17 protein-coding genes are annotated in these 20228 nt (G+C 39.6%); 13 read left to right on the top strand and 4 right to left on the bottom strand.

The window, feature by feature from the left end; all coding sequences use genetic code 11:
* Nucleotides 1–20: 20 nt before the first annotated feature.
* Nucleotides 21–1340 carry a DEAD/DEAH box helicase gene (locus tag PQO01_RS20935; protein WP_274316178.1) on the bottom strand — a complete coding sequence of 440 codons (1320 nt, stop codon included), beginning with the start codon at nt 1338–1340 and terminating at the stop codon, nt 21–23.
* A gap of 59 nt (nt 1341–1399) precedes the next feature.
* Nucleotides 1400–1987 carry a 50S ribosomal protein L25 gene (locus PQO01_RS20930; RefSeq protein ID WP_274316177.1) on the bottom strand — a complete coding sequence of 196 codons (588 nt, stop codon included), beginning with the start codon at nt 1985–1987 and terminating at the stop codon, nt 1400–1402.
* A gap of 282 nt (nt 1988–2269) precedes the next feature.
* On the opposite strand from PQO01_RS20930, the gene PQO01_RS20925 reads away from it, so the two are divergent.
* A complete protein-coding gene (locus tag PQO01_RS20925; RefSeq protein WP_274316176.1) occupies nt 2270–2716 on the top strand; it encodes a DUF3015 family protein in 447 nt (148 codons plus the stop codon).
* Nucleotides 2717–2883: 167 nt separating this feature from the next.
* On the opposite strand, the gene PQO01_RS20920 is transcribed toward PQO01_RS20925, so the two are convergent.
* Nucleotides 2884–3972 (bottom strand): transposase, encoded by a 1089-nt coding sequence (locus PQO01_RS20920; RefSeq protein ID WP_274312032.1) that lies wholly within the window; start codon nt 3970–3972, stop codon nt 2884–2886.
* 215 nt (nt 3973–4187) lie between these two features.
* On the opposite strand from PQO01_RS20920, the gene PQO01_RS20915 reads away from it, so the two are divergent.
* From PQO01_RS20915 to PQO01_RS20885, 7 genes are all read left to right on the top strand, one after another.
* Nucleotides 4188–6056 carry an Lnb N-terminal periplasmic domain-containing protein gene (locus PQO01_RS20915; protein WP_274316175.1) on the top strand — a complete coding sequence of 623 codons (1869 nt, stop codon included), beginning with the start codon at nt 4188–4190 and terminating at the stop codon, nt 6054–6056.
* Between the two features lie 171 nt (nt 6057–6227).
* Complete coding sequence (gene panB / locus PQO01_RS20910) at nt 6228–7022, top strand: 3-methyl-2-oxobutanoate hydroxymethyltransferase (RefSeq protein ID WP_274316174.1); 795 nt, start codon at nt 6228–6230, stop codon at nt 7020–7022.
* On the top strand, nt 7022–7876 hold the full coding sequence (panC, locus tag PQO01_RS20905; RefSeq protein WP_274316173.1) for a pantoate--beta-alanine ligase: 855 nt from the start codon (nt 7022–7024) through the stop codon (nt 7874–7876). The genes panB and panC overlap by 1 nt, the downstream gene beginning before the upstream one ends.
* On the top strand, nt 7869–8498 hold the full coding sequence (locus PQO01_RS20900; RefSeq protein ID WP_274316172.1) for a regulatory protein RecX: 630 nt from the start codon (nt 7869–7871) through the stop codon (nt 8496–8498). The genes panC and PQO01_RS20900 overlap by 8 nt, the downstream gene beginning before the upstream one ends.
* Before the next feature lie 15 nt (nt 8499–8513).
* The gene (gene glgA / locus PQO01_RS20895) at nt 8514–9716 is read left to right on the top strand and encodes a glycogen synthase (protein WP_274316171.1); all 1203 of its coding nucleotides are present in this window, start codon (nt 8514–8516) and stop codon (nt 9714–9716) included.
* Nucleotides 9717–9817: 101 nt separating this feature from the next.
* Complete coding sequence (locus PQO01_RS20890; protein ID WP_274316170.1) at nt 9818–12097, top strand: LPS-assembly protein LptD; 2280 nt, start codon at nt 9818–9820, stop codon at nt 12095–12097.
* 3 nt (nt 12098–12100) lie between these two features.
* Complete coding sequence (locus tag PQO01_RS20885; RefSeq protein WP_274316169.1) at nt 12101–12625, top strand: hypothetical protein; 525 nt, start codon at nt 12101–12103, stop codon at nt 12623–12625.
* Between the two features lie 28 nt (nt 12626–12653).
* On the opposite strand, the gene PQO01_RS20880 is transcribed toward PQO01_RS20885, so the two are convergent.
* Nucleotides 12654–13136, bottom strand: coding sequence for a hypothetical protein (locus PQO01_RS20880; protein ID WP_274316168.1), 483 nt, complete (start codon nt 13134–13136; stop codon nt 12654–12656).
* A gap of 238 nt (nt 13137–13374) precedes the next feature.
* Here PQO01_RS20880 and lepA point away from each other — a divergent pair, with 238 nt between their 5' ends.
* From lepA to PQO01_RS20855, 5 genes are all read left to right on the top strand, one after another.
* A complete protein-coding gene (gene lepA, locus PQO01_RS20875) occupies nt 13375–15180 on the top strand; it encodes a translation elongation factor 4 (RefSeq protein WP_420792939.1) in 1806 nt (601 codons plus the stop codon).
* Nucleotides 15181–15183: 3 nt separating this feature from the next.
* Nucleotides 15184–16554, top strand: a complete 1371-nt coding sequence (locus PQO01_RS20870; RefSeq protein ID WP_274316166.1) for a S26 family signal peptidase — start codon at nt 15184–15186, stop codon at nt 16552–16554.
* A gap of 91 nt (nt 16555–16645) precedes the next feature.
* Nucleotides 16646–17098 carry an arsenate reductase/protein-tyrosine-phosphatase family protein gene (locus tag PQO01_RS20865; RefSeq protein ID WP_274316165.1) on the top strand — a complete coding sequence of 151 codons (453 nt, stop codon included), beginning with the start codon at nt 16646–16648 and terminating at the stop codon, nt 17096–17098.
* A gap of 3 nt (nt 17099–17101) precedes the next feature.
* Nucleotides 17102–19033 (top strand): hypothetical protein, encoded by a 1932-nt coding sequence (locus tag PQO01_RS20860; RefSeq protein ID WP_274316164.1) that lies wholly within the window; start codon nt 17102–17104, stop codon nt 19031–19033.
* 2 nt (nt 19034–19035) lie between these two features.
* Nucleotides 19036–20145 carry an IMP cyclohydrolase gene (locus PQO01_RS20855; protein ID WP_274316163.1) on the top strand — a complete coding sequence of 370 codons (1110 nt, stop codon included), beginning with the start codon at nt 19036–19038 and terminating at the stop codon, nt 20143–20145.
* The last annotated feature ends 83 nt before the right edge of the window (nt 20146–20228 follow it).

Here is a 20228-nt window from a genome sequence, read left to right as displayed (position 1 = left end):
AGTCTTTAGGGTCTCTGAGCTTAGCTCTGAGGCCCTTTCTTTTTATGTGAGCCGGGTTTGCCTTTGCGTTTGGTGCGCTTTTTCTTTTTCTTCGCCGCTTCCAACTTTTCTTTTTTTGCTTCTTTGGCAAGTTGAGCTTTGATTTTACTCTTTTTGTTTTTTACCACTGGGCGAGTTTTTTCTTGCGGAGCTTTTGGCTTCGTGTTTTCGGGGGCATCAGGAGTGTCTTTATCGTCGAGTGTTTTTGGTTTGTGGTTTTTGGCCAGATCAATTTCGGCAAATTTGATGTCCATCTTCCTTTCGTACTTACCCATATAAAATAGTTCGGTCTCAGTAATGATAAGGTAGTTAGCGCCATTTTGTGAGCCTCTTCCTGTGCGTCCACTGCGGTGCTTAAAGCTTTCAATAGTGATAGGGCAGTGGTAGTGGATGACGGCTGTGTCGGTGCAGTCAAAGCCTCTGCTTAGTAGATCTGTAGTGATGAGGAAATTGGTTTTGCCATCTTTGAATTCTTTCAGTCTCTGAGTTCGTGCAGTTTTACTAATGCCGGCCTCGAGAAAAGTGGCTTTGAGTTTGTCTTTTTCGAAGAATTTAAGTGTGTGGCGGGTGTGCTCGAAGCTATTGACAAAGACAATGGCCCGTTTGATCTTTTCCTTGCGGATAAGTTTCATTAGGCAAATGTCTCGCCTATTGGGGTTGGTGAAGATGTAGGAGTGTTGAGTTGTGGGCATCTCGCGATTTTCAATCAAGAAAAATTCTGGACGCCAGTAGGTGAGTAACTCTTCTGTTTTGTTGGTTATAGTTGCTGAAGCAACGATGCACTCGTGTGTTTCGACGGGCATGTTTTGGAGAAGGTCTGCAACTAGGTTCTCGATGCCTTCGCGGAGCAGGGCATCAATTTCATCGATGATGAGTAGATCAAAATCTTTGGGCTTGATGAGTCCTCTAACGATGAAATCGCGTAGGCGACCAGGGGTTGCCGAGATGACTTGCGGGCGTTTTTTGAGTTGATCTTTTTGGCGATCAATATTAACTCCACCAATAACGGCAGTTGCTTTAGTTTCTGGGAGTATATCTCGGATGACCTTGATGTTTTGCATGGCGAGCTCAGGTGAGGGCGACAGGATGAGGATGCGAGACTTCGGTGATGTTGCGAGCTTTTTTGCTAAGGGGATGAGGAAGGCAAGGGTTTTTCCAGACCCCGTGGGTGATGAAATAATTAGCTGCTTCTCTTCTAAAGATCTTCTCAGAACGAGACCTTGAATGGGAAGGAGTTCTTTGAAACTTTGTTTTTCAAACCAAGTTTTGATGGGAGCGGGAAGGGTATCTGGAAATGACATGTTTGACCTCATAAAAAAAGCCGACCCAAAAGGTCGGCTTCTTAAAAACTAAATTAGACTTACTCGGCTGCTTTTTCTTCAGCTGCAGCAGAACGTGTAGCACGAGTTTCTGCGATGTATGCAAGTGAAGTACCAGGCGCACTGAGGTACTCAACGTTTTCGAGAGTTGGAAGTGAAGCAACAGTGATAACATCTGAGAAAGACTCAAGAGTTGAGATGTCAATTTCGATGAACTCAGGAAGCGCTTTTGGTAAAGCTGCAAGTTCGATGTTTGACTGAGGAGTAACGAGGATACCACCAGCAGTGATAAGCTTGTTGTCGCCAACTACTTTTACTGGTACAGAAGTTTTTACTGCTGTGTCCATGTCAGGAGCGTAGAACTCAACGTGAACGAAGTGCTGTTGGTTAGTGGTACGGAGAACTTCGCGAAGAAGTACTTCGTGCTTAGTGCCGTCAACATCAAGTTCGATGATGTTAGTAGTGCCAGCAGCTTTGATAGCAACTTGAAGAGCTTTTTCTTCAATTTGGATATTTACGTTTTCGATCTTGCGACCTTGGAGGTTGCCTGGGACGATAGCTTCTCTACGAAGTTTCTTTGATTTTTTGCCAACGATTTCACGTTTAGCGGCCTTGAGTGTGATAGACATGGATTTGCCCTTATGCTTATTCTATAATATTAAAATCTTGATTCGATTGCACATCGTTTGGTATGAGAGAGAGCTGGTGCGATCAATTAAAGAGTGGCTAAGGTATCGTAAAAAGTATTTCCTGCAAGGAGTTTATATAGAAAAATCACGACAAATTTAAGTAGGGATCCGCAATATTAAAAATCAGTTAATGTAGCCAGCTTCCTCAAGGAAAATCTTGCGTTGTATTAATTGACCTTGTAAAATTATCGCAACCCTAACATAAACAAAAGAGGTAATACAATGAAAAAATTATTAACGTCAGTTTTATTCTTTGGTGCAGTAAGTGCTTTTGCAGTTCCACAGGATAACGTCGGTATTGGTGTAGGTACAATGATCTTCAAAGATAACGACGGTTTAATGTCTCAGACTGCCGCTGTTACAACTAACCATATTTTTTGTAACCAAACATTCGGTATTACTTCTGGTACTTTAGATGCAGAAAAACCTGCTGAGTTCTGGGCGCAAGAGCAGATGAATATTTTCATCGCTGGTAATATGGATAACGTAGCGAAGGATATCGCTATGGGCCAAGGTGAAGCAGTAGATACTATTGCAACAATCTTGAATGTTGAAGACAAAGAAGCTTTCAAGACTCAGCTTCAAGATAACTTCGCTAATATCTATTCTACTAACGAAGTGACTCACACTGAAGTTGTAGCAAATATCATGGATATTGCAAAAAGCTAAGTTAGTAAGATCCTTTTGCAAAAGTCCTGAATTAGAGTGATTAAAAAGTTCATCCAGGATAAATCTTAAGATCTCGCTCACATGTATCTCGAAATTGGATACATGTGAGTATAAACAAGCCAAAAATGGACGCAAGTTGATCATGACGTATAGTTTTATGTTAGTTGCTAAATAGTCTTGAAGAGTTGGTTTGCTGTTATTGCAATAATGCCAAACATTAGATGAGTCATGACTTTTGCATGTCCTCGTACTCTGATCATCCTACCACCATAGTTGTCTTTTAAGTTCGAAAAGACTCTTTCAACAGATGACCGCTGTTTGTACCGTTCTTTTTCAGGCGGGTCAAAAATCTTTTTCTCCCCAGTTTTTCTAGGATTGTGATCAATAATAGATTTATGTCCTAAAAGATGGCTGAATTTATGGATAGAAGGTGAATCATAGGCTGCATCCATTAAATCATATAAATTAGTTATGCGTTGTGCGCTAATCTGTGCTAAAGGGATTGCCGCTTGGCTGTCGTGTAAAGACGCTGAACTCAATAGGCCTGCGACTGGTATATCTCCATCAATACAATCTAAGTGAAGCTTGTAGCCTTTCCATGAAACTTTATAACCATTACTGTTTTTCTTTGTCCCTTTATTACAGTGCGTTGGGAGCTCTTTTAAGTTTTCTTCAAGTGACCGGTCGACCTGCTTTTCCACTACGGTTTTTTCTTTAATTCGGATCTCACCTTTTTTAGGCCGCCCTCGTTTCTTAGGGGCTTTAGGCTCAGCCCCTGGTTCAGACATGACTTTTTCTCTAGCTTCAATTGCTGAAGAATCTCTACTAATGTGCGGTACTAAGGTGTCTCCACAATGTTTTACCACTAAGAATTCATGGATTCTTTGGCAGAGCTGAGAGGCGGTGATTTCTGCAAATACTCTAGAAAAAGTACTTTCATGAGGAAGCTGTTTTGCAAATTCCCAACCACATAAACGACGTATCTTTGTACTTGATTTGAGAAAGTCTATAAAAGATCTTGTTGTATCGAAGTTATAAACGGATTTGGCTATGTAAGCTTTCACTATATTAAAATGATCTTTCGGAGGTCGCCCAAATCCACACCATTCAAATTCATGGCTGAACTGATCAAGCTCAGTTATTGTGCAGATGCGAACAAACTCTTTCTCTTTCTTAGTTAATTCTCCGCCTAAAAGTTCTTCTAAGCCTGGAAATAAATACTTTTCTATGGTATCCCATAAGCCGGGTAGATTCATGTTTTTTCTCTTTTTGTTTTGGTAACTATTGAGATAACATGTTTCTACTTTTATTCAGCTTGTTTTATGACTTTTGCAAAAGGCTCAGTAAGTCTATAGTTTTTAAGCCGTCGATGAAAATCGGCGGCTTTTTTTTGTGCTTAAATCACTCGTTTTATCTGTATAAGATCGTCATTTCAAGTATATTAATACTGTCAATATTATAAAGGGAAACGATGAAGTATTTATTATGCTTCCTACTGCTTTTGTCAGTAGGTGCAATGGATGTAGCTGGTTTAAAAGAATTAGCAAAAGAACGTGGTGTGGCCTCCGAGAGGCATTGGTTGAATTTACTTCACTATGATAAAGGTTTTTTTTCGGAAGCAAGTGTTGTTGATGATGACAAGTTTTTTCTATCTCCGCAAGGTAAGTATAATCCCGAGGCTGAATTAGAGGCTTGTTTGGAGGCTTTTTCAAGGGGTGACCCTAGTGAAAATGAGCATGTAGTGAATCTATTTCCCGCGCGTTTAGATTGGTTGTTGGAAGTGATTCCAGAGGCAAAAGAAGTCTTTGTTTCCGATCATAGTCCTAAGTTTGAGCGCATACTTAAAAATATTGAACCCAATAAAGTTCAATTGATTTTTCCAAGTCAATACATGAATAATCCTTCGTCCCTTTTTGGGCATACACTTCTTAACATAGAGGGTAAGCGCAATAAGAAACTCATGGCATATTCGGTGAATTATTCAGCGAGGACTGAAGAAACAGATGGCGTGCAGTTTGCTATCAAGGGTGTTCTAGGTATGTACCCAGGGACATTTAATATAGTGCGGTACTTCGAGAAAGTTATCGAGTACTCTGACCACAATATGAGAGATGTGTGGGAATACGATTTTAAATTTACGCAAAAAGAAGTTGAGCGTGTTTTGATGCATGTCATTGAAATGGAAGAGGTTAATTCGGATTATTATTTCTTTGATGAGAATTGTTCTTACAATCTGCTTTTTGCCATTGATGCTGCACGACCAGGGTTGAATTTGGCAAGACAAGCAAATGATTTTTGGGTTTTGCCAGTGGATACAATTAAATTAGTGAAAGGCAATGGCTTACTTAAAGAAGGTCAGTATAGACCTTCTAAATCAACCAAAATACGATCTGTCGCCCAGCCATTAAAACCCTCACAGAAAAATTTGTCAAAAAAATTATCGAGAAGAGAAGCCCAGCCAGAAGAAGTGGAACTTTTGTCGACTTACACGATGGAAGAGCAACGCAGAATTTACGATGTGGCAGTGGAACTCATGCTCATTCATTTAGCCGATGGAGAAATGGATCAGGATGAGTATCAAGAGCTTTACTTAGGTACTTTACGGACAAGATCTAAGTTGGGGCGAAATGATAAACCTTATGAATATGCGGTGCCTTTTGATCCTGCAGAAGGTCATGATTCCATGCGTGTAAAAACAAGTGTGGGTTCTTATGATGACGAAGCCTTTGTGGGTTTGAGTTTACGTCCTGCATACCATGCTTTAGAAGATGCCTGGGCGGGTTATTTAAAGGGTAGTGCCATTGAGGTTCTGAATACTGAGCTTTATTATTTTTATGATGATAAAGACTTGGAGTTGAGAAAGTTTCAGTTGGCGACGATTCATTCACTAGCACCTGTGGATGAGTATTTTAATCCGATGTCTTGGGTAGTTGATGTGGGGGCAGAGGCGCTTCGCTTGAGAGAAGATGATGAGGACTTGCATGTGGCGACTTATATTGATACTGGTTTTGGTCAAAGTTCTCTTTTTAAAGATTCAATACTTGTCTATGGTCTATTGCGTCCATCGCTTCATTTCTCAGGAGTTCTCAATGATAGTTATATGTTATCCATTGGTCCAGAGTTAGGGACTATGTATTACTTCAATCAGCATAGTTCGGCGCAGTTATCTGGGCGTCATAGCTGGGGTGTTTTGGGGCAGAGTAATCAGATGACTGAGTTGAAGAGTAGTCTGAATTGGAGCGTAAGCAAAAGCTTGAGCCTAACAGGTTTCTTTAAGTGGACGGATTCCTTTCACCAAGATTGGAACGAATTTGGTCTGAGCTTGAATTACTACTTTTAGTTCACTTTGGAGGGTGGATTAAATGTGGATGCCACCGTGATAGCTTTAGCTAATATGGAGTGGGCGTTTTTTTCAATTTAGTTTTTGAGGCGAAAAGGCTAGTGAGATTAGCTTGAAAAATGGGACATAAGAATTAGCCTATGAGCCGTAAAAATTTTTGGAAGATTAAAGATGAGAAATACAGTCAGCGATATCTGGAAGCTCTATAAAAGTGCTGAGAAAATTGCTTGTGTCACCGCCTATGATTCAACGTCGGCCTTGTTGGCTGATCGTGCAGGGGTGGACTTGTTACTTGTTGGTGATTCACTGGGTATGACGGTTCTAGGTCATGAGACAACAGTTCCAGTCAGTTTAGAAGATTGTTTGCGTCACAGTGCAGCTGTTGTGCGAGGTTCAGAGGAAGCTTTGGTTGTGGCAGATATGCCTTTTATGTCTTATCATGGTTCAAGTCATGAGGCCTTGAAGAATGCGACGCGTTTTATGCAAGAGAGTCTAGTTAGCGCAGTGAAAATTGAAGGTGGCGAAGAGGTTTCTGATCTCGTTAAATTGATGGTTCAAGGTGGGATCCCTGTTATGGGACATATAGGTCTGTTGCCTCAGGCTGTTTTAGTGAAAGGTGGTTACAAAGTTCGTGGGCGAACGGAAGAGGATGAAGAACAATTATTAAAAGATGCTTTATCCCTCCAAGAAGCTGGCGCTTTTGCGATAGTGATGGAATGTGTCAAAAAAGAGGCGGCTGAGCGTATTGTTGCGGCTGTAGATATCCCCATTATTGGTATAGGTTCAGGTGCTATCTGTGATGGCCAAGTTCAAGTAATGCATGATATCCTGGGTTTGGATCCACGTTTTACTCCTAGGCATGCTAGAAAGTATTTAAATTTAGCTGAGCAGATTGAAGGGGCTTTTGGTCAATACAAGCAAGATGTAAAATCGAGTTTTTTTCCTTCTGATGAGAATTGGTATTAATGCAGCAAGTTAAGACGATTGCTCAAATGCAGGAGCTTTCTAAGCAGTGGCATTTTTGTGGTGATAAGGTAGCTGTAATTCCTACGATGGGAGCTTTACACGAAGGGCACCTGTCCCTAATACGACTTGCAAAGAAGTACGCTCAAAAAATCATCGTTACTATATTTGTTAACCCGACCCAGTTTGGTGAGGGAGAAGATTTAGATGCATACCCACGTCCTTTAAAGGAAGATATGCATTTGTGTGATTTAGAAGGCGCTGATGCTGTTTTTACTCCATCTGCACAGGAAATGTATCCGCAAGGTAGTTCCACTTGGGTGGATGAAACTCAAGTGGGTTTAGGTCTTTGTGGTGCTAAGCGACTGGGTCATTTTCGTGGAGTGACTACAATTGTCACAAAATTATTTTTAGCAGTGCTTCCGGACTGTGCGATTTTCGGTGAGAAAGATTTTCAACAGCTGGCAGTTATTCGACGTATGGTGAGGGATCTTAATTTTCCTGTGGAAGTTATTGGGGCACCATTAATTCGGGAAGAGGATGGCTTGGCCATGTCATCTAGGAACCGTTATTTAAGTAATGAAGAGCGAAGCAATGCTTTGAGTCTTTCAAAATCTCTCAATTACGCTTTGGAAGAAATTAAAAACAAGCCTTCAATTACACCTGAGATTCTGAAGGGTGAAATGCATGAGATGATTGAATCTAGTGGTGGTCAAGTAGATTATATTGAGTTTTTAAATGCAGAGAGCCTCCAAGAGTTAGATGGTTTTATGAATGCTGGAGAGATTCGAGTTCTCGTTGCTGCAAAATTCGGTCCCGCACGACTTATTGATAATATGGGGTTAACCCTTGGCTGAAAGGAGGTTAATTAAACGCAAATTTCTTGAAGATGGTAGGCTAGAAATAAGCTTAGATACAAAAGAGAAATTCGTTTTAGATCCCTTCCAGTATAGAAGTCAGAGTTTGGACTTAGGTGCCGAAATTTCCGAGGAGCTTTACCAGAGCTTTTTCGGAGAAAAACTCTTAAATCAATGTCGCAAAAAAGCATCCGATTTACTGTTTAGACGACTACATAGTAGGGGAGAGCTTAGAAAAAAGCTCAGAGACAAACAAGATTTTAGTCTTCAACTCATCGATAAGGTTTTAGGAGAAATGGAATCCTATGGTTATTTAGATGATAGGCGTTTTGCAGAGCTCTATTGTAAAGAGTTGACGAAGAAAGGTTTTGGCCCGCGTGTTGTGAGTCAGAAAATGCGCATGCGTGGCTTGGAGGCTAATTTAGTACGTGAAATTGTTCAAGAATTTACACTATCTCAAGACGAGGCCCCTGATGAACTGTTGCGTTTGGCGCAAAAGAAGTTAAAATCTTTGCATCGAGAAAGTGATGAATTTAAAAAACGTCAAAAATTATACCGTTATTTAGCTGGGCGCGGATGGGGTTCCGGTGAGATAAGGAAAGTTATTGATCAATTATTATAAGAAAAAAGGATAGGTATGAAAAGTCTTTTGTTAACAAATGAATTTCCCCCCAACGTTTATGGTGGTGCTGGTGTTCATATTGAGTATTTAAGTAGAGAATTAGCAAAATTGATTCCCACAGAAGTTAGGTGTTTTGGTGATCAGGACGTGCAGGGTGAGAATATTTCAGTCAAAGGACATGAGCCTAAGCTTAATTTCCCCGAAAATGGCGAAGCAAAATTCAAAGGCTTATTTAATACCCTAAATCATTGTCAATCATTTGCGATGGAGCCTAGTGATGCAGATGTTGTTCATTGTCACACTTGGTATACGCATTTTGCAGGGCTTTTATGTCAAAAGTTATACGGATCAAAGTTGGTTGTGACGACTCATAGTTTAGAGCCCTTAAGACCATGGAAATCTGAGCAGCTTGGTCGTGGTTATGATGTCTCTTCATGGGTAGAAAAGACTGCGATCGAATCTGCAGATCTAGTGATAGCAGTTTCTAAAGATACAAAAGATGACGTGATGAAGCACTTTAATGTTGATGAAGAAAAAGTGCAGATTATCTATAATGGTATTGACACGGAAGAATATTCGAAAACACTTGACCCCGATCTCATGCGCTCCTATGGGATTGACCCAGATCGTCCCATAGTTTTGTTCGTGGGTAGGATCACTCGTCAAAAAGGGATAATTCATCTTGTGAATTCAATTCCAAAAATTGACCCCTCAGCGCAGATTGTTTTGGCGGCAGGTGCACCTGATACACCTGAGATTGAACAAGAAATGAAAGAGGCGGTTGATCGTGTAAGCGAAAATCGCGAAGGTGTGATCTGGATTTCAGAAATGTTGGATAAAAAGTCTATTATTAAACTTTATTCACATGCTGACATCTTTTGCTGCCCATCTATATATGAGCCCTTTGGCATTATAAATCTCGAAGCAATGTCTTGTGAGACGGCAGTTGTTGCAAGTGCAGTTGGCGGCATTAAAGAAGTGGTTGTGCATCATGAAACGGGTTTTTTAGTTCCCGTTCATCAACTCGATGAGGCTCCTTACGAACCTGTTAATCCACAGAATTTTTCTGATGATTTGGCGGAAGAAGTCAACCGTTTAATTGCAGATCCCGATTTGCGTGAACGCATGGCGCAAGCAGGTCGTCAGCGTGCAGTCGATGAATTTAGTTGGACTTCGATAGCTGAAAAAACGGTAGAAGCCTACAAAGCCTTGCTCTAAGCTTTAAAAAGTATTTAATGGCTAATGAAAGCTACTCTCTTGGTTAGACAGAGACTGCTTTGAGAGTATCTTGATAGCTTATTAGAATAAGGGACTGTTTAATGAAACGAATGTATAACTGGCTTACAGTTTGTCTAAGTATAATTTTTATAGCAAGTAGTGACTTGAATGCTCAGGGGCTCTTTAACTTTAAGGGTTCTCAAGTGAATGCTGACTCTTCTGAGTTTCAGCAAAAAACAAATACTTTCATCCTCAAGAATAATGTGCGAATAAGTACAGGTAAAGGTTTAATTACTTGTGATTACGCTGAGGTTAATACTCAGACATTTGATTTTAAAGCCACTGGCAATGTGGTAGCCACTGGCTTGGAGGCGGGAGACGAAATCAAAGCTCAAGAAGTTACAGGTAACATAAAAACCCGCGTGATAAATGTGGGTGAATACCAGGGGAAAACTGGCTCTTGGTATTTGTTAGGTGACAAGATTGAGAGTAAAGAAGATAAAACTATTACTGGCTATAACGTTAAGTTTACGACTTGTGACCTTGGTGATCTTGGTCATGATGTTCACTATTACTGGAAGGCAGACAAGGTCGTTTATAACGAAGATGGCTCATATGATGCCCACGGAATTAAAACCTACGTAGCAGATGTTCCAATTTTTTATCTACCTTATCTAACAAGCCACTTAGATGGTAGTGATGGTCAATTTAAAGTTGTCCCAGGTTATAGCTCAGATTGGGGAGCTTTTTTACTCGTTAGTCGCGAGATTAAAGTCAATAAAAATGTCAAAGTAACTCCAATGGTTGATTTTCGTGCAGATCACGGCATGGCCTATGGTGTGTCGACAGAGAGCAAAGGTAAAAATCACGAGTTTAAATCATTGTTTTATTATATGCCCAATACAGATGCAAATTTTGATGAAGAAGATTTCGAGAGATTTGACGAGCCTGATGATAGGTATAATGTCGATGTATTTCATCGCTGGGATATAATGGATAAGCTTACTTGGCGTTTGAAATTGGATTTGACTTCTGATTTACAGTATAAAGAAGATTATGTTGAGAACGGAAGCTCTTTTGATAAAAACTTTGACTCATCGCTCAATTATGTTGACTTGGAATATTTAAGTGACAACTACTCTCTATCATTAGGTGCGAATGCACGTTTAAATGACTTTGATTCCACTGTTGAACGTCTCCCCGAGTTACGCTATGACTTGCCGAATTATCGTATAGCTAATAGTGATTTTTATTACACCAATGAAAATAAATTTGGTTCCTATAAAGCAAAGTGGCGCGACTTTGATGATGATCCCATCTCTGATTTAGAAGATTATGAATCAGCAAGATTGGATAGTTTACATGCCATTCATTATAACACAAAAATAAATAATTGGCTGAATTTTACGCCACGTGCAGCTGTTAGGTTGACCTATTACTCAGATACAAGTGATGGTGATGTGAGTGATCAAGACTTGAGTCGATTGATATATGGGAATGATCCTTATAATGATCCCGGTTATACGTATAACAACTATGATGATGACGGTGATGATGCCCTTAGGTTGGTGGCGGAAATTGGTTATGAATTAAGTTTCAAGGCTTATAAGGTAAATCTCGATGTTCAAAATGAATGGATGAACGTTAATGGTTTGCGCCATGTGATTGAGCCTTACATGAACCATAACTACATCCCTTATGTTTCAGAAGATAGAGAAAACTTGTATTATTTTGATGAAACCGATAGGATAGCCGAACAGCACTGGGTGCGTACGGGTGTTAAAAACCGCTTTCAAACAAGAAGAGATGGTCAAGTACATAATTTGGTTACTGTAAATACTTGGGTCGATTTTCATTTGCCGAGTGATGAAGATGATGCTCGTGAAGGTGTGGGCGACTTGGGTACGAATGTGACCTTTGACCCAAGGGATAATTTGTCTTTCGAGTCAGATATTATCGTAGACTTAGAAGAGAATGATGTGAATATTTTTTCACTTACTGCCGCGGTGGGAGATCCCGATAAACTTCAGTACACTTTGAATTATCTCTATAGAAATGAGTTTGAGAGCCAAAACTTGTATTCAAATGCTTCAACGATGTATAGCTCAACATACGCATCAAGTTTTTCTCGTTTTTATGAAGAGAGACAGACTTTGACAGCAGGGGTGAGATATCGTTTGTGGTATAACAACTTTTTGTCTTTTAGAGCAAGTTATGACCCTAAAGAAAATGAATTTATTCGTTACATGGTTGAGCTGCAGCGCCGTTTACATGCTTGGACGGGTGCGGTTCGTTTTGAAGATTATGATGATGAATATCGCATTATGGTATACTTCTATCTTAATGCCTATCCAGGTAGTAATATAGGGCTCAAGGAATAGGTCTTGGCTAAGGATAAAAAAGACCTTAATGTTCCTTTGTCGCAGGATTTACTGAAGAAAATACTGCCTCGTTTAGGTCCTGATGAAGATATCTCCCTTTTACTTGAGGGACTTTTACAGAAAGAGCTTGATGAGCGTTTGAGCTTAGATGAAATCGAGCCTATTCAGGGCTTGGCTTTAGAGCAGTGTTTTCCGGATATTAGCGAAAAGCTACCTTTGAAACCTCAGTATTCTGACCTAAAGCATATTGATCGAGAAGCGGTAATTGTTCTCTTGCAGGGCTGTGAGTACCTAGATAAAGACTCTATAGAGCAAATCCCAAAAGAGTTACAGTCAGTGATGGAGTATGACATCATGAGTTCTCATTGGTACCCAAGAGACGATTGGGAAGAACTTATTAACGATTATTTGGATAATGGCTCACACACAACTTTGGATTCTTGGATAGAAGTTCGTAAGCAAGGTCAGCTTGAAGATGAAGCAGCCATGTGGGTTGAGCTCAGTAGGCGTTCTTTAGACGACCACTGAGTTCTATTTTATATTCTTGGCGTAGCTTTTAAAAAAGATTAAAATCTTTTGCTTTTCCCATGAGCTTTTCTTTTTGTTCAGCGGGCATAGACATGAATTTCTGAAAGAGTTCAGCTTTATCAGTCTCAGACATTTTCTCCATCATTTCTTTACCCATGTTCATTATGTCGTCTTTCGATTTTCCTGCAAAAGATGCGGGATCAAAGGGTAGATCTCCGAGTCCTTTGAGTAAATCACCAAGACCATCAGTGGCTGTTGCGGGATCTTCATTAGATTCATCATTCTGAGTGCTGAAGCTGTCAGGAGAAGATGAGAAGATTAATTTATCGCCTTGTTCTTCTGAGTAGATACCCGCCATGGATAGGCGTGATAAGATCATATCTAATTCTAGTTGATCTTTCTCTACGATGGCTTGGATCTTGTCTATTGGGAAGGCAACGATTTTCTCTGGGAAGCCATTGTTGCTTAAATTGTTTTGAATTTTTTCAATGAGTGCGTCTTCTGGATCCATCTTGTTTCCTAATGTTAAATTATCAAAGTGGGGCAATATAATGAGTTTTGAAAAAAAGTCATTTGTTTGTTTAGAGCGGATTAATATATTTGATCTTTATGATCAGTCAGTTTGCTTTGTGTTAGTGTTGAATTGATGGTTAAAACGATTATCCTCAAAGGATTAATTTAGATTAGAGTGCCTTGATGAATCATTTATGGATAGCGCTCAAAACAAAATAACTTTAGAGATAGACACTATGGAAAGAAACAAAATCCGAAATTTTAGTATTATTGCTCATATCGATCATGGTAAATCGACATTGGCTGACAGGCTTTTACAGATGACCAACACGGTAAGTGATCGTGAAATGGAAGAGCAGTTATTGGATAATATGGATTTGGAGCGCGAGCGCGGAATCACCATTAAAGCTCACCCCGTTACTATGGCTTATAAGGCTAAGGATGAGGAAGTATACGAACTTAATTTAATCGATACTCCAGGTCACGTGGACTTTGCTTATGAAGTGAGTCGATCATTAGCCGCTTGTGAAGGCGCAGTTCTAATTATTGATGCAACTCAAGGTGTACAGGCACAGACGGTAGCGAATATTAACTTAGCAATGAAGCAGGGTTTAACAATTATCCCTGTGCTCAATAAAATTGATTTACCTGCGACTGATTTAGCTATGTGTTATGAGCAATTGGAAGAGATTTTAGCCATTCCAAGTGAAGAAGCACTTCTTTGTTCCGCTAAATCTGGCGAGGGTATCCCTGAAATCATTGAAGCAATTATTGATCGTATCCCTTGTCCTCCAGATCCAGAAGAAGATCGCCTGGCAAGTTTAATCGTCGACTCAAGTTATGATTCATATCGCGGTGTGATTAACTATGTTCGCGTTGTTTCAGGAACTGCGAAGGCTGGTGATCAAATTACTATGATGCAGACCAATAAATCCTACGAAGTTAAAGAAGTGGGTGTTTTTACGCCAAAAATGAAAGCTTTAAGTGAGCTTACGGAAGGTTCAGTAGGTTATCTTATTGCTAATATTAAAGATACAGCTGAATCAAAAATTGGTGATACAATTACATCTAAAGCCTTTCCAGTAGAAAAAGCCTTGGACGGTTTTGAAGAAGTTTTACCAATGGTTTATTCGGGGATCTACCCAATTGATAGTGCCGACTTTGAAGCTTTGCGTTTGAGTATGGGTAAATTGCAATTGAACGACCCTTCTTTTATTTACCAAGCAGAGTCTTCGGCCGCCTTGGGCTTTGGTTTTCGCTGTGGTTTTCTAGGTCTCTTGCATATGGAGATTATCCAGGAGCGTTTAAGACGTCACTATGGTATGGATATTATTTCGACTTACCCTTCAGTTATTTACCATGTCTACTTAAAAAGTGGTGAAAAGCTAGAAGTGGATAACCCCGTTTATTTACCTGATCCATCAACAATTGATTATATCGAAGAGCCAGTAATTAAAGCTAATATCATGATCCCGCATGACTACATTGGTGCCGCTATGAGTTTGATTATGGAAAAACGTGGGCTTTGTGAAAATACTCAAGCAGTGGATGATCGTCATGTTATGTTGACTGCAACTTTACCTTTGCATGAAATTGTTATTGACTTTAATGACCGCCTCAAATCTATGACTCGTGGTTATGGTTCGATGAACTATGAACCAAGCGGTTACCAGCAAGCTCCTCTCGTTAAATTAGATCTACAAGTTAATGGTGATCCCATTGATGCCTTTGCATCTATTGTGCATCGCGACCACGCTGAATCACGTGGCCGTAAAATTGCCGAACGTTTGAAAGAAGTAGTTCCACGTCAAATGTTTGCCATTGCAATTCAGGCATGTGTTGGTGGTAAAATTGTTGCACGTGAAACAATTAGCGCTCTTCGCAAAAACGTAATTGCCAAATGTTATGGTGGCGATGTTTCACGTAAGAGAAAACTTCTTGAAAAGCAGAAAGAAGGTAAGAAACGCATGAAGCAGATTGGTACAGTGAATATTCCTCAGGAAGCTTTTGTCCAGGTGCTTAAGGCCTCGACTTCGGAGTAATTCATGGGCGATTTATATCTTCATATTTTATTAGTTATAGTCATTTCCTGGGCTGTGTGGGCTCATGTGGCTCTGACTGCATCGGTTAAACGTCAGCGTAAGCTCAAAGAGTTCTTACGTTTTCTTAAACACGAAACTCGTATGAATGAAGATTTATACCCCGAGGCGCTGAATCAGGAATTGCGCGATTTACGCAAAGAAGTTCAAGCGGCTCTAAAAGATAAGTCTGCTGAAGTAGAAAAAATTGAAGAAAGACTCGATGCGGTGAATAACAAAATTCCTCGCAAGAAGTACTCAGATTGGGGCGCTAAGATCGAAGGTTTCGTGGTTGTTGTGGCTATAGCCTTTGCCTTTAGAGCTGTTATTTTACAGCCATTTAAGATTCCAACCAACTCAATGCGTCCCACGCTTCACGGAATTAATGTTTATTTAGAAGACGATTCTAAAGTCGAAAAATTCCGTGAAAATTATCTCTACCCCATCTATTTTGGGCGTTCATATTTTAATGATGATGTTCCTATTATTGGTGCTACGGAGCAGCTTGATGATAAAAGAAATTTTTTAGTTCAAAAATTGTTTACTCGTACTTATTACACCGTGAACCAAGGCGAGAAAAATGACTTCCCAGGGCAAATGAAGCACCTTGCCGAGGCTTACGAATTATGGTCAAAATCGAAGTATGCTGATTCGGGTTCTCAGAAAATGAATGGTTATGTAGAGACCGGTGATAATTTATTCGTTAATCGCTATGTGTATAATTTACGCGAGCCGAGAAGGGGTGATATTGCCGTTTTTGAGACTAAAAATATTAAGCAGTATGATGGTAAAAGTTTAGGCGGGCAATTTTATATTAAACGCTTGGCAGGGCTACCTGGTGATACTTTAAAAATTGATTCAAACCGTGATTTATACTTGCGTAAACAAGGTGAAGAACAATTTGTAAAAATGGACCAAATTCATCAGGGATTTGCAAATGTCATGAGTAAAAAAGATGGTTTTAATGGTTATAAACGAGTGCCCCTTAATGAGCGTTATGCTTATTCGATTGCACTGGGGAATAAAACTAAGCCTGTAGAAGATTTGGGTGATAATATGATTAAAGTTACGACAAATGACGCAATTTTATTTTATCGATCTGATTCTTACGTGCCTTATTTAGTTAAAGCTGAATTTAATAATGGCTACAAGATGGAGTTTACTGAAGACGCAGATCTTTTCACTATGGGTGAAGATCAGTACTACATGTTGGGTGACAATAGCAATAATAGCCTAGATAGCCGCTATTGGGCCACAGTCCCACGTGAAAACCTAATGGGTACAGCCTTTGCCGTTTTTTGGCCTTTTTCAAAACGTTGGGGTTGGGCAGATAAATAAGTCATTTTATCATTGTTCAATGAGGTGAAAAATGATTTTTGCATTACCTTAAGTTTTTATATTTAATAAATTTTAAGATACAGGATAAATGATGAATATTCTTTTTGTCTGCAATGCCAATTCATGTCGTAGCCCTATGGCTGCCGCTTTTTTTAATCATTTGTGCACTCAAAATAAAATTACGGGTGTTGCTGCGATCTCTGCTGGTACTCAAGCACTTGAAGGTGCTGCTGCCTCTGAATTAGCTGTTGAACTTATGTCCAACCTAGGTGTCGTTATTGAAAATCATATTTCTCGTCGTGTTACGGCTGAGATGGTAAGTGATTGCGAAGCGATCTTTTGTATGGAGAAAGCTCAGCTCAATGAATTGACTAAAGATTTTCCAGAAGCCAAAGAAAAAGCTCGCCTCTTACTAACTTTACTCGACAGTAAGTTAGGTGTCGAAGATCCCGTTGGTGGAGATGATGAAATGTATCAGCAATGCTTCTTAAATATGATGCCTGCATTGGCTGAGCTAGCTGATCGGGTTGTTAGATCACGCTAAAAAATGATTCGCTTATCTCTCCGCGCTTTAATCGCTCTATGTGCTGCCATGGCGGTTTATGTATCAGTTTTGAGCTGGCGTGGAGCAAGAGCTAAAGAAAAATATAAAGCCGAAGACTTAGTTGAGCTTACCAAGGCAATAAAAAAGCCTACGTCTCTAGAAGAGAACTCAACACCTGCAATCGGTGAATTGCCGGAAACTGAAATCTCGGCAAATACCACTTATTTTCAGGAGTCCCTTCAAGCTTGGATAAGGGAGAATGCTCAAGGCACTTTGGCTTGGGCACTCAGTCTGGAATCAAATGAGCGTAAATCACTAGTTTTTAGTGAACTTTTACCCATGTGGATGCTAAGCTCACCTCAAGAGTGTGGCGAATGGTTGATTTCAAATCAAGATCAAGCCTTTATTGAAGAGGGCTTACTACGTGCGGTTGTTGACCGTGGGGAGTTATCGCCTTACCACGGTATAAAATTAGCTTTGAATTTAAAACAAAGAGATTGGCGTTCGTACACTCTAGAAGGAATCTATTTAATTTGGGCTCAAAGTAGACCCGAACAAGCCGTCAGTTATTTGGATGACCTAAAAGTTTTACCTGAGTATGAGAATCTACTTCTTTTAACTTTGAATACTTGGGCACAAAATGACTTTGCGAAAGCCTATAAATGGATGGTGAACTCCAAAAACCCCGATAAAGAAAAGTTGATTCGTTTCGTCTTTTTACTCAATTGCGCCACTAATGCGGTGTCTTATCTCGATTGGATTTTTATTAGCTTAGAACCAGAGAAACGTGAAGCCTATTTGAAAGATTTTATAGAAAGAGCTTTTCCAAAAAACGAAAAAGTGATTCTCAAAAAAGTACTTAGTCTTTCGTCTTACAAAAAAGATTTATGTTATGGCTGGATCGCAGTGACTTCGGTTGGTAAGAAAACTAAGCCAAAAGAAAATTATTTAAGTAAAATTCGTTCCAAAAAAGAACTGAAAAAATTTAAAAACCTAGTCAATAGTAAACTCGCCAAAGAAAACCCAAGTCGTTTGATGGCAGATCTAAGTGTACTTGAATTGCGTGAGTTGGGGGAGATACGTTCTTCGCTCTTACGTGGCTTCGCGGATAAAAACCCACAGAAAGCCTTTGATTGGCTAATAAGCGAAACGCCAAAGAGTCTATTAAGAGAATTGATATTTTATAGTCAGGATGACCTTGTTTCAGGGATGACTAAGAACCTTCAGTTATCTTCTTATTTTGTAGAAAACTTCCCAGCTGAAGTTAATAAAAAGCCACTGATTGATGATCTTCTAAATTCCTCATTTATAAATGCAAAAGAAATATATGATGATTATTTAGCAAGCGTTAAGCACATGTTGAGCTCAGTTATAAAATATCAACTCAGTAAAAAACAAATAAAATCTTCTCGCGATAAAATAACGGGCTCAAAGCTTAGAGATTTATACACGACGCAATTATTGATCCACCCCAATTACACTTTTAGCCCAGAGAGTCTGGCACTCTTTAGGAGTATAGAGGATAAGGATATGAGTAATCTGGTGGTTAACTTCTTGGCATGGGAAGTGAAAGAGGAGAATATACCGAGATTTTTAGACTTTGCTGAAAGTAATGATTTTCTCAACTATAGCTTAGTTTCTGTCGTGCTTAAAAGGTGGGCTCAGTTTGATCAGAAAAAAGCGAGTGCTTGGCTGAATGAACATTCGAGCGCAACTTGGTATATTGCTGCTTGTGCAAATTATTCGGCGCAATTAATAAATTTATCAATTTCAGATTTTCAAAAATTTGCACAAGGTATCCAAGTCTCCAAGCGTAATCACTACATTAATAAATTAACTATTGTTTTTAGTGAAACTAGTCCTGAATTACTTGCGGTTTTACCTGGCGCTATTAACATCAAAAAATATTTACAAACATCAAAAAAGGAAAAATAATCATGTCTGAAAAGACTTTATCTAGAAGTGCATACCTCAATCGTAATGAGGGTTCCTATGAAGACAATCTTGTTATCTGTGGTGCTGACTATTCAAAAGTTGATGACCTGCGTTACGGTACTAACCCTCACCAAACAGCTGCTTTTTACAAGCCTGCTGGAGTCGCAAGTCCTATTGGCGATCTCAAAGTTTTAAAAAACGGTAAGAGTGGTCTTTCTCAGACAAACTTAGAAGATATTTCTTATGCTTTAAACATCGTGAAATTTTTTGATGAGCCAACTTGTGCAGTTATGAAGCACGTTAACCCTTCTGGCGCAGCTACGGCTAAAGATGTTTTTACAGCTTATGTCCAAGCTCGTGATGCAGATCCAAGAGCGGCTTTTGGTAGTACGATTGCTTTTAACACGACTGTTGATGAAGCTACGGCCAAAGAGATTATGTCTTCATTTGTTGAATGTGTTGTAGCTCCTGAAGTAGATGAAGCGGCGATGGCTGTATTTACTAATCCTGATGTAAAAATGAATAAAGCTATTCGTATTCTTCAGTGTGGTAATTTGAGCGATTTACCACGTTATACTGGTGAAGAAGCCGATCGTCACAATAGCTTAAAGACTTTAGCAGATGGCTCCATTGTAATTGCGGCTCCTTTAACCACATCACTAAAAAGTATTGCAGATTTGAAACCGGCAACCGGTGAAAATAAAGCTTGTGGTTTTCAAGAATCAACTGTGCAAGCTTCTGAGCAAGAAAAGAAAGATATGTTAGCGGCTTGGTACTTCAATATTAATGTTCGTTCCAATGGCGTTGTTCTTGTGAAAAATGGTACGACTGTTTCAGTTGGTACAGGTGAGCAAGATCGTGTTGGAGCTATTGAACAAGCTATTGCTAAGTTTAAACTTAAGTATGAGGGTGAGGAAGATATTCAAGGTTCAGTAATGTCCAGTGATGGTTTCTTTCCTTTTGCAGATGGTGTAGAAACTGCTGCGGCAGCTGGTGTTACGGCAGTCATTGCACCTGCCGGTTCATTAAAGGATGCAGATGTGATTAAGCGCGCTAATGAATTGGGTGTGGCTTTGTACCACGCACCAGAGCGTATTTTCTCTCACCATTAATCTGAAGTTAATTCTTTAAGATTTGATAAAAAACCCAGTTTAGACTGGGTTTTTTATGTAAAAGTGATAAATTTGACATAAGT

Origin of the sequence: Lentisphaera marina, assembly GCF_028745505.1 — a bacterium.
GTDB lineage: Bacteria > Verrucomicrobiota > Lentisphaeria > Lentisphaerales > Lentisphaeraceae > Lentisphaera > Lentisphaera marina.
Note: the sequence above shows the minus strand (reverse complement) of the source record. Positions and strands in the feature narration are given on the sequence as shown.

What these genes read in the sequence shown, in the direction of transcription:
- PQO01_RS20935 (WP_274316178.1), bottom strand. Translation starts at nt 1,340, where the DNA reads ATGTCATTTCCAGATACCCTTCCCGCTCCCATCAAAACTTGGTTTGAA.
- PQO01_RS20930 (WP_274316177.1), bottom strand. Translation starts at nt 1,987, where the DNA reads ATGTCTATCACACTCAAGGCCGCTAAACGTGAAATCGTTGGCAAAAAA.
- PQO01_RS20925 (WP_274316176.1), top strand. Translation starts at nt 2,270, where the DNA reads ATGAAAAAATTATTAACGTCAGTTTTATTCTTTGGTGCAGTAAGTGCT.
- PQO01_RS20920 (WP_274312032.1), bottom strand. Translation starts at nt 3,972, where the DNA reads ATGAATCTACCCGGCTTATGGGATACCATAGAAAAGTATTTATTTCCA.
- PQO01_RS20915 (WP_274316175.1), top strand. Translation starts at nt 4,188, where the DNA reads ATGAAGTATTTATTATGCTTCCTACTGCTTTTGTCAGTAGGTGCAATG.
- panB (WP_274316174.1), top strand. Translation starts at nt 6,228, where the DNA reads ATGAGAAATACAGTCAGCGATATCTGGAAGCTCTATAAAAGTGCTGAG.
- panC (WP_274316173.1), top strand. Translation starts at nt 7,022, where the DNA reads ATGCAGCAAGTTAAGACGATTGCTCAAATGCAGGAGCTTTCTAAGCAG.
- glgA (WP_274316171.1), top strand. Translation starts at nt 8,514, where the DNA reads ATGAAAAGTCTTTTGTTAACAAATGAATTTCCCCCCAACGTTTATGGT.
- PQO01_RS20890 (WP_274316170.1), top strand. Translation starts at nt 9,818, where the DNA reads ATGAAACGAATGTATAACTGGCTTACAGTTTGTCTAAGTATAATTTTT.
- PQO01_RS20880 (WP_274316168.1), bottom strand. Translation starts at nt 13,136, where the DNA reads ATGGATCCAGAAGACGCACTCATTGAAAAAATTCAAAACAATTTAAGC.
- lepA (WP_420792939.1), top strand. Translation starts at nt 13,375, where the DNA reads ATGGAAAGAAACAAAATCCGAAATTTTAGTATTATTGCTCATATCGAT.
- PQO01_RS20870 (WP_274316166.1), top strand. Translation starts at nt 15,184, where the DNA reads ATGGGCGATTTATATCTTCATATTTTATTAGTTATAGTCATTTCCTGG.
- PQO01_RS20865 (WP_274316165.1), top strand. Translation starts at nt 16,646, where the DNA reads ATGAATATTCTTTTTGTCTGCAATGCCAATTCATGTCGTAGCCCTATG.
- PQO01_RS20860 (WP_274316164.1), top strand. Translation starts at nt 17,102, where the DNA reads ATGATTCGCTTATCTCTCCGCGCTTTAATCGCTCTATGTGCTGCCATG.
- PQO01_RS20855 (WP_274316163.1), top strand. Translation starts at nt 19,036, where the DNA reads ATGTCTGAAAAGACTTTATCTAGAAGTGCATACCTCAATCGTAATGAG.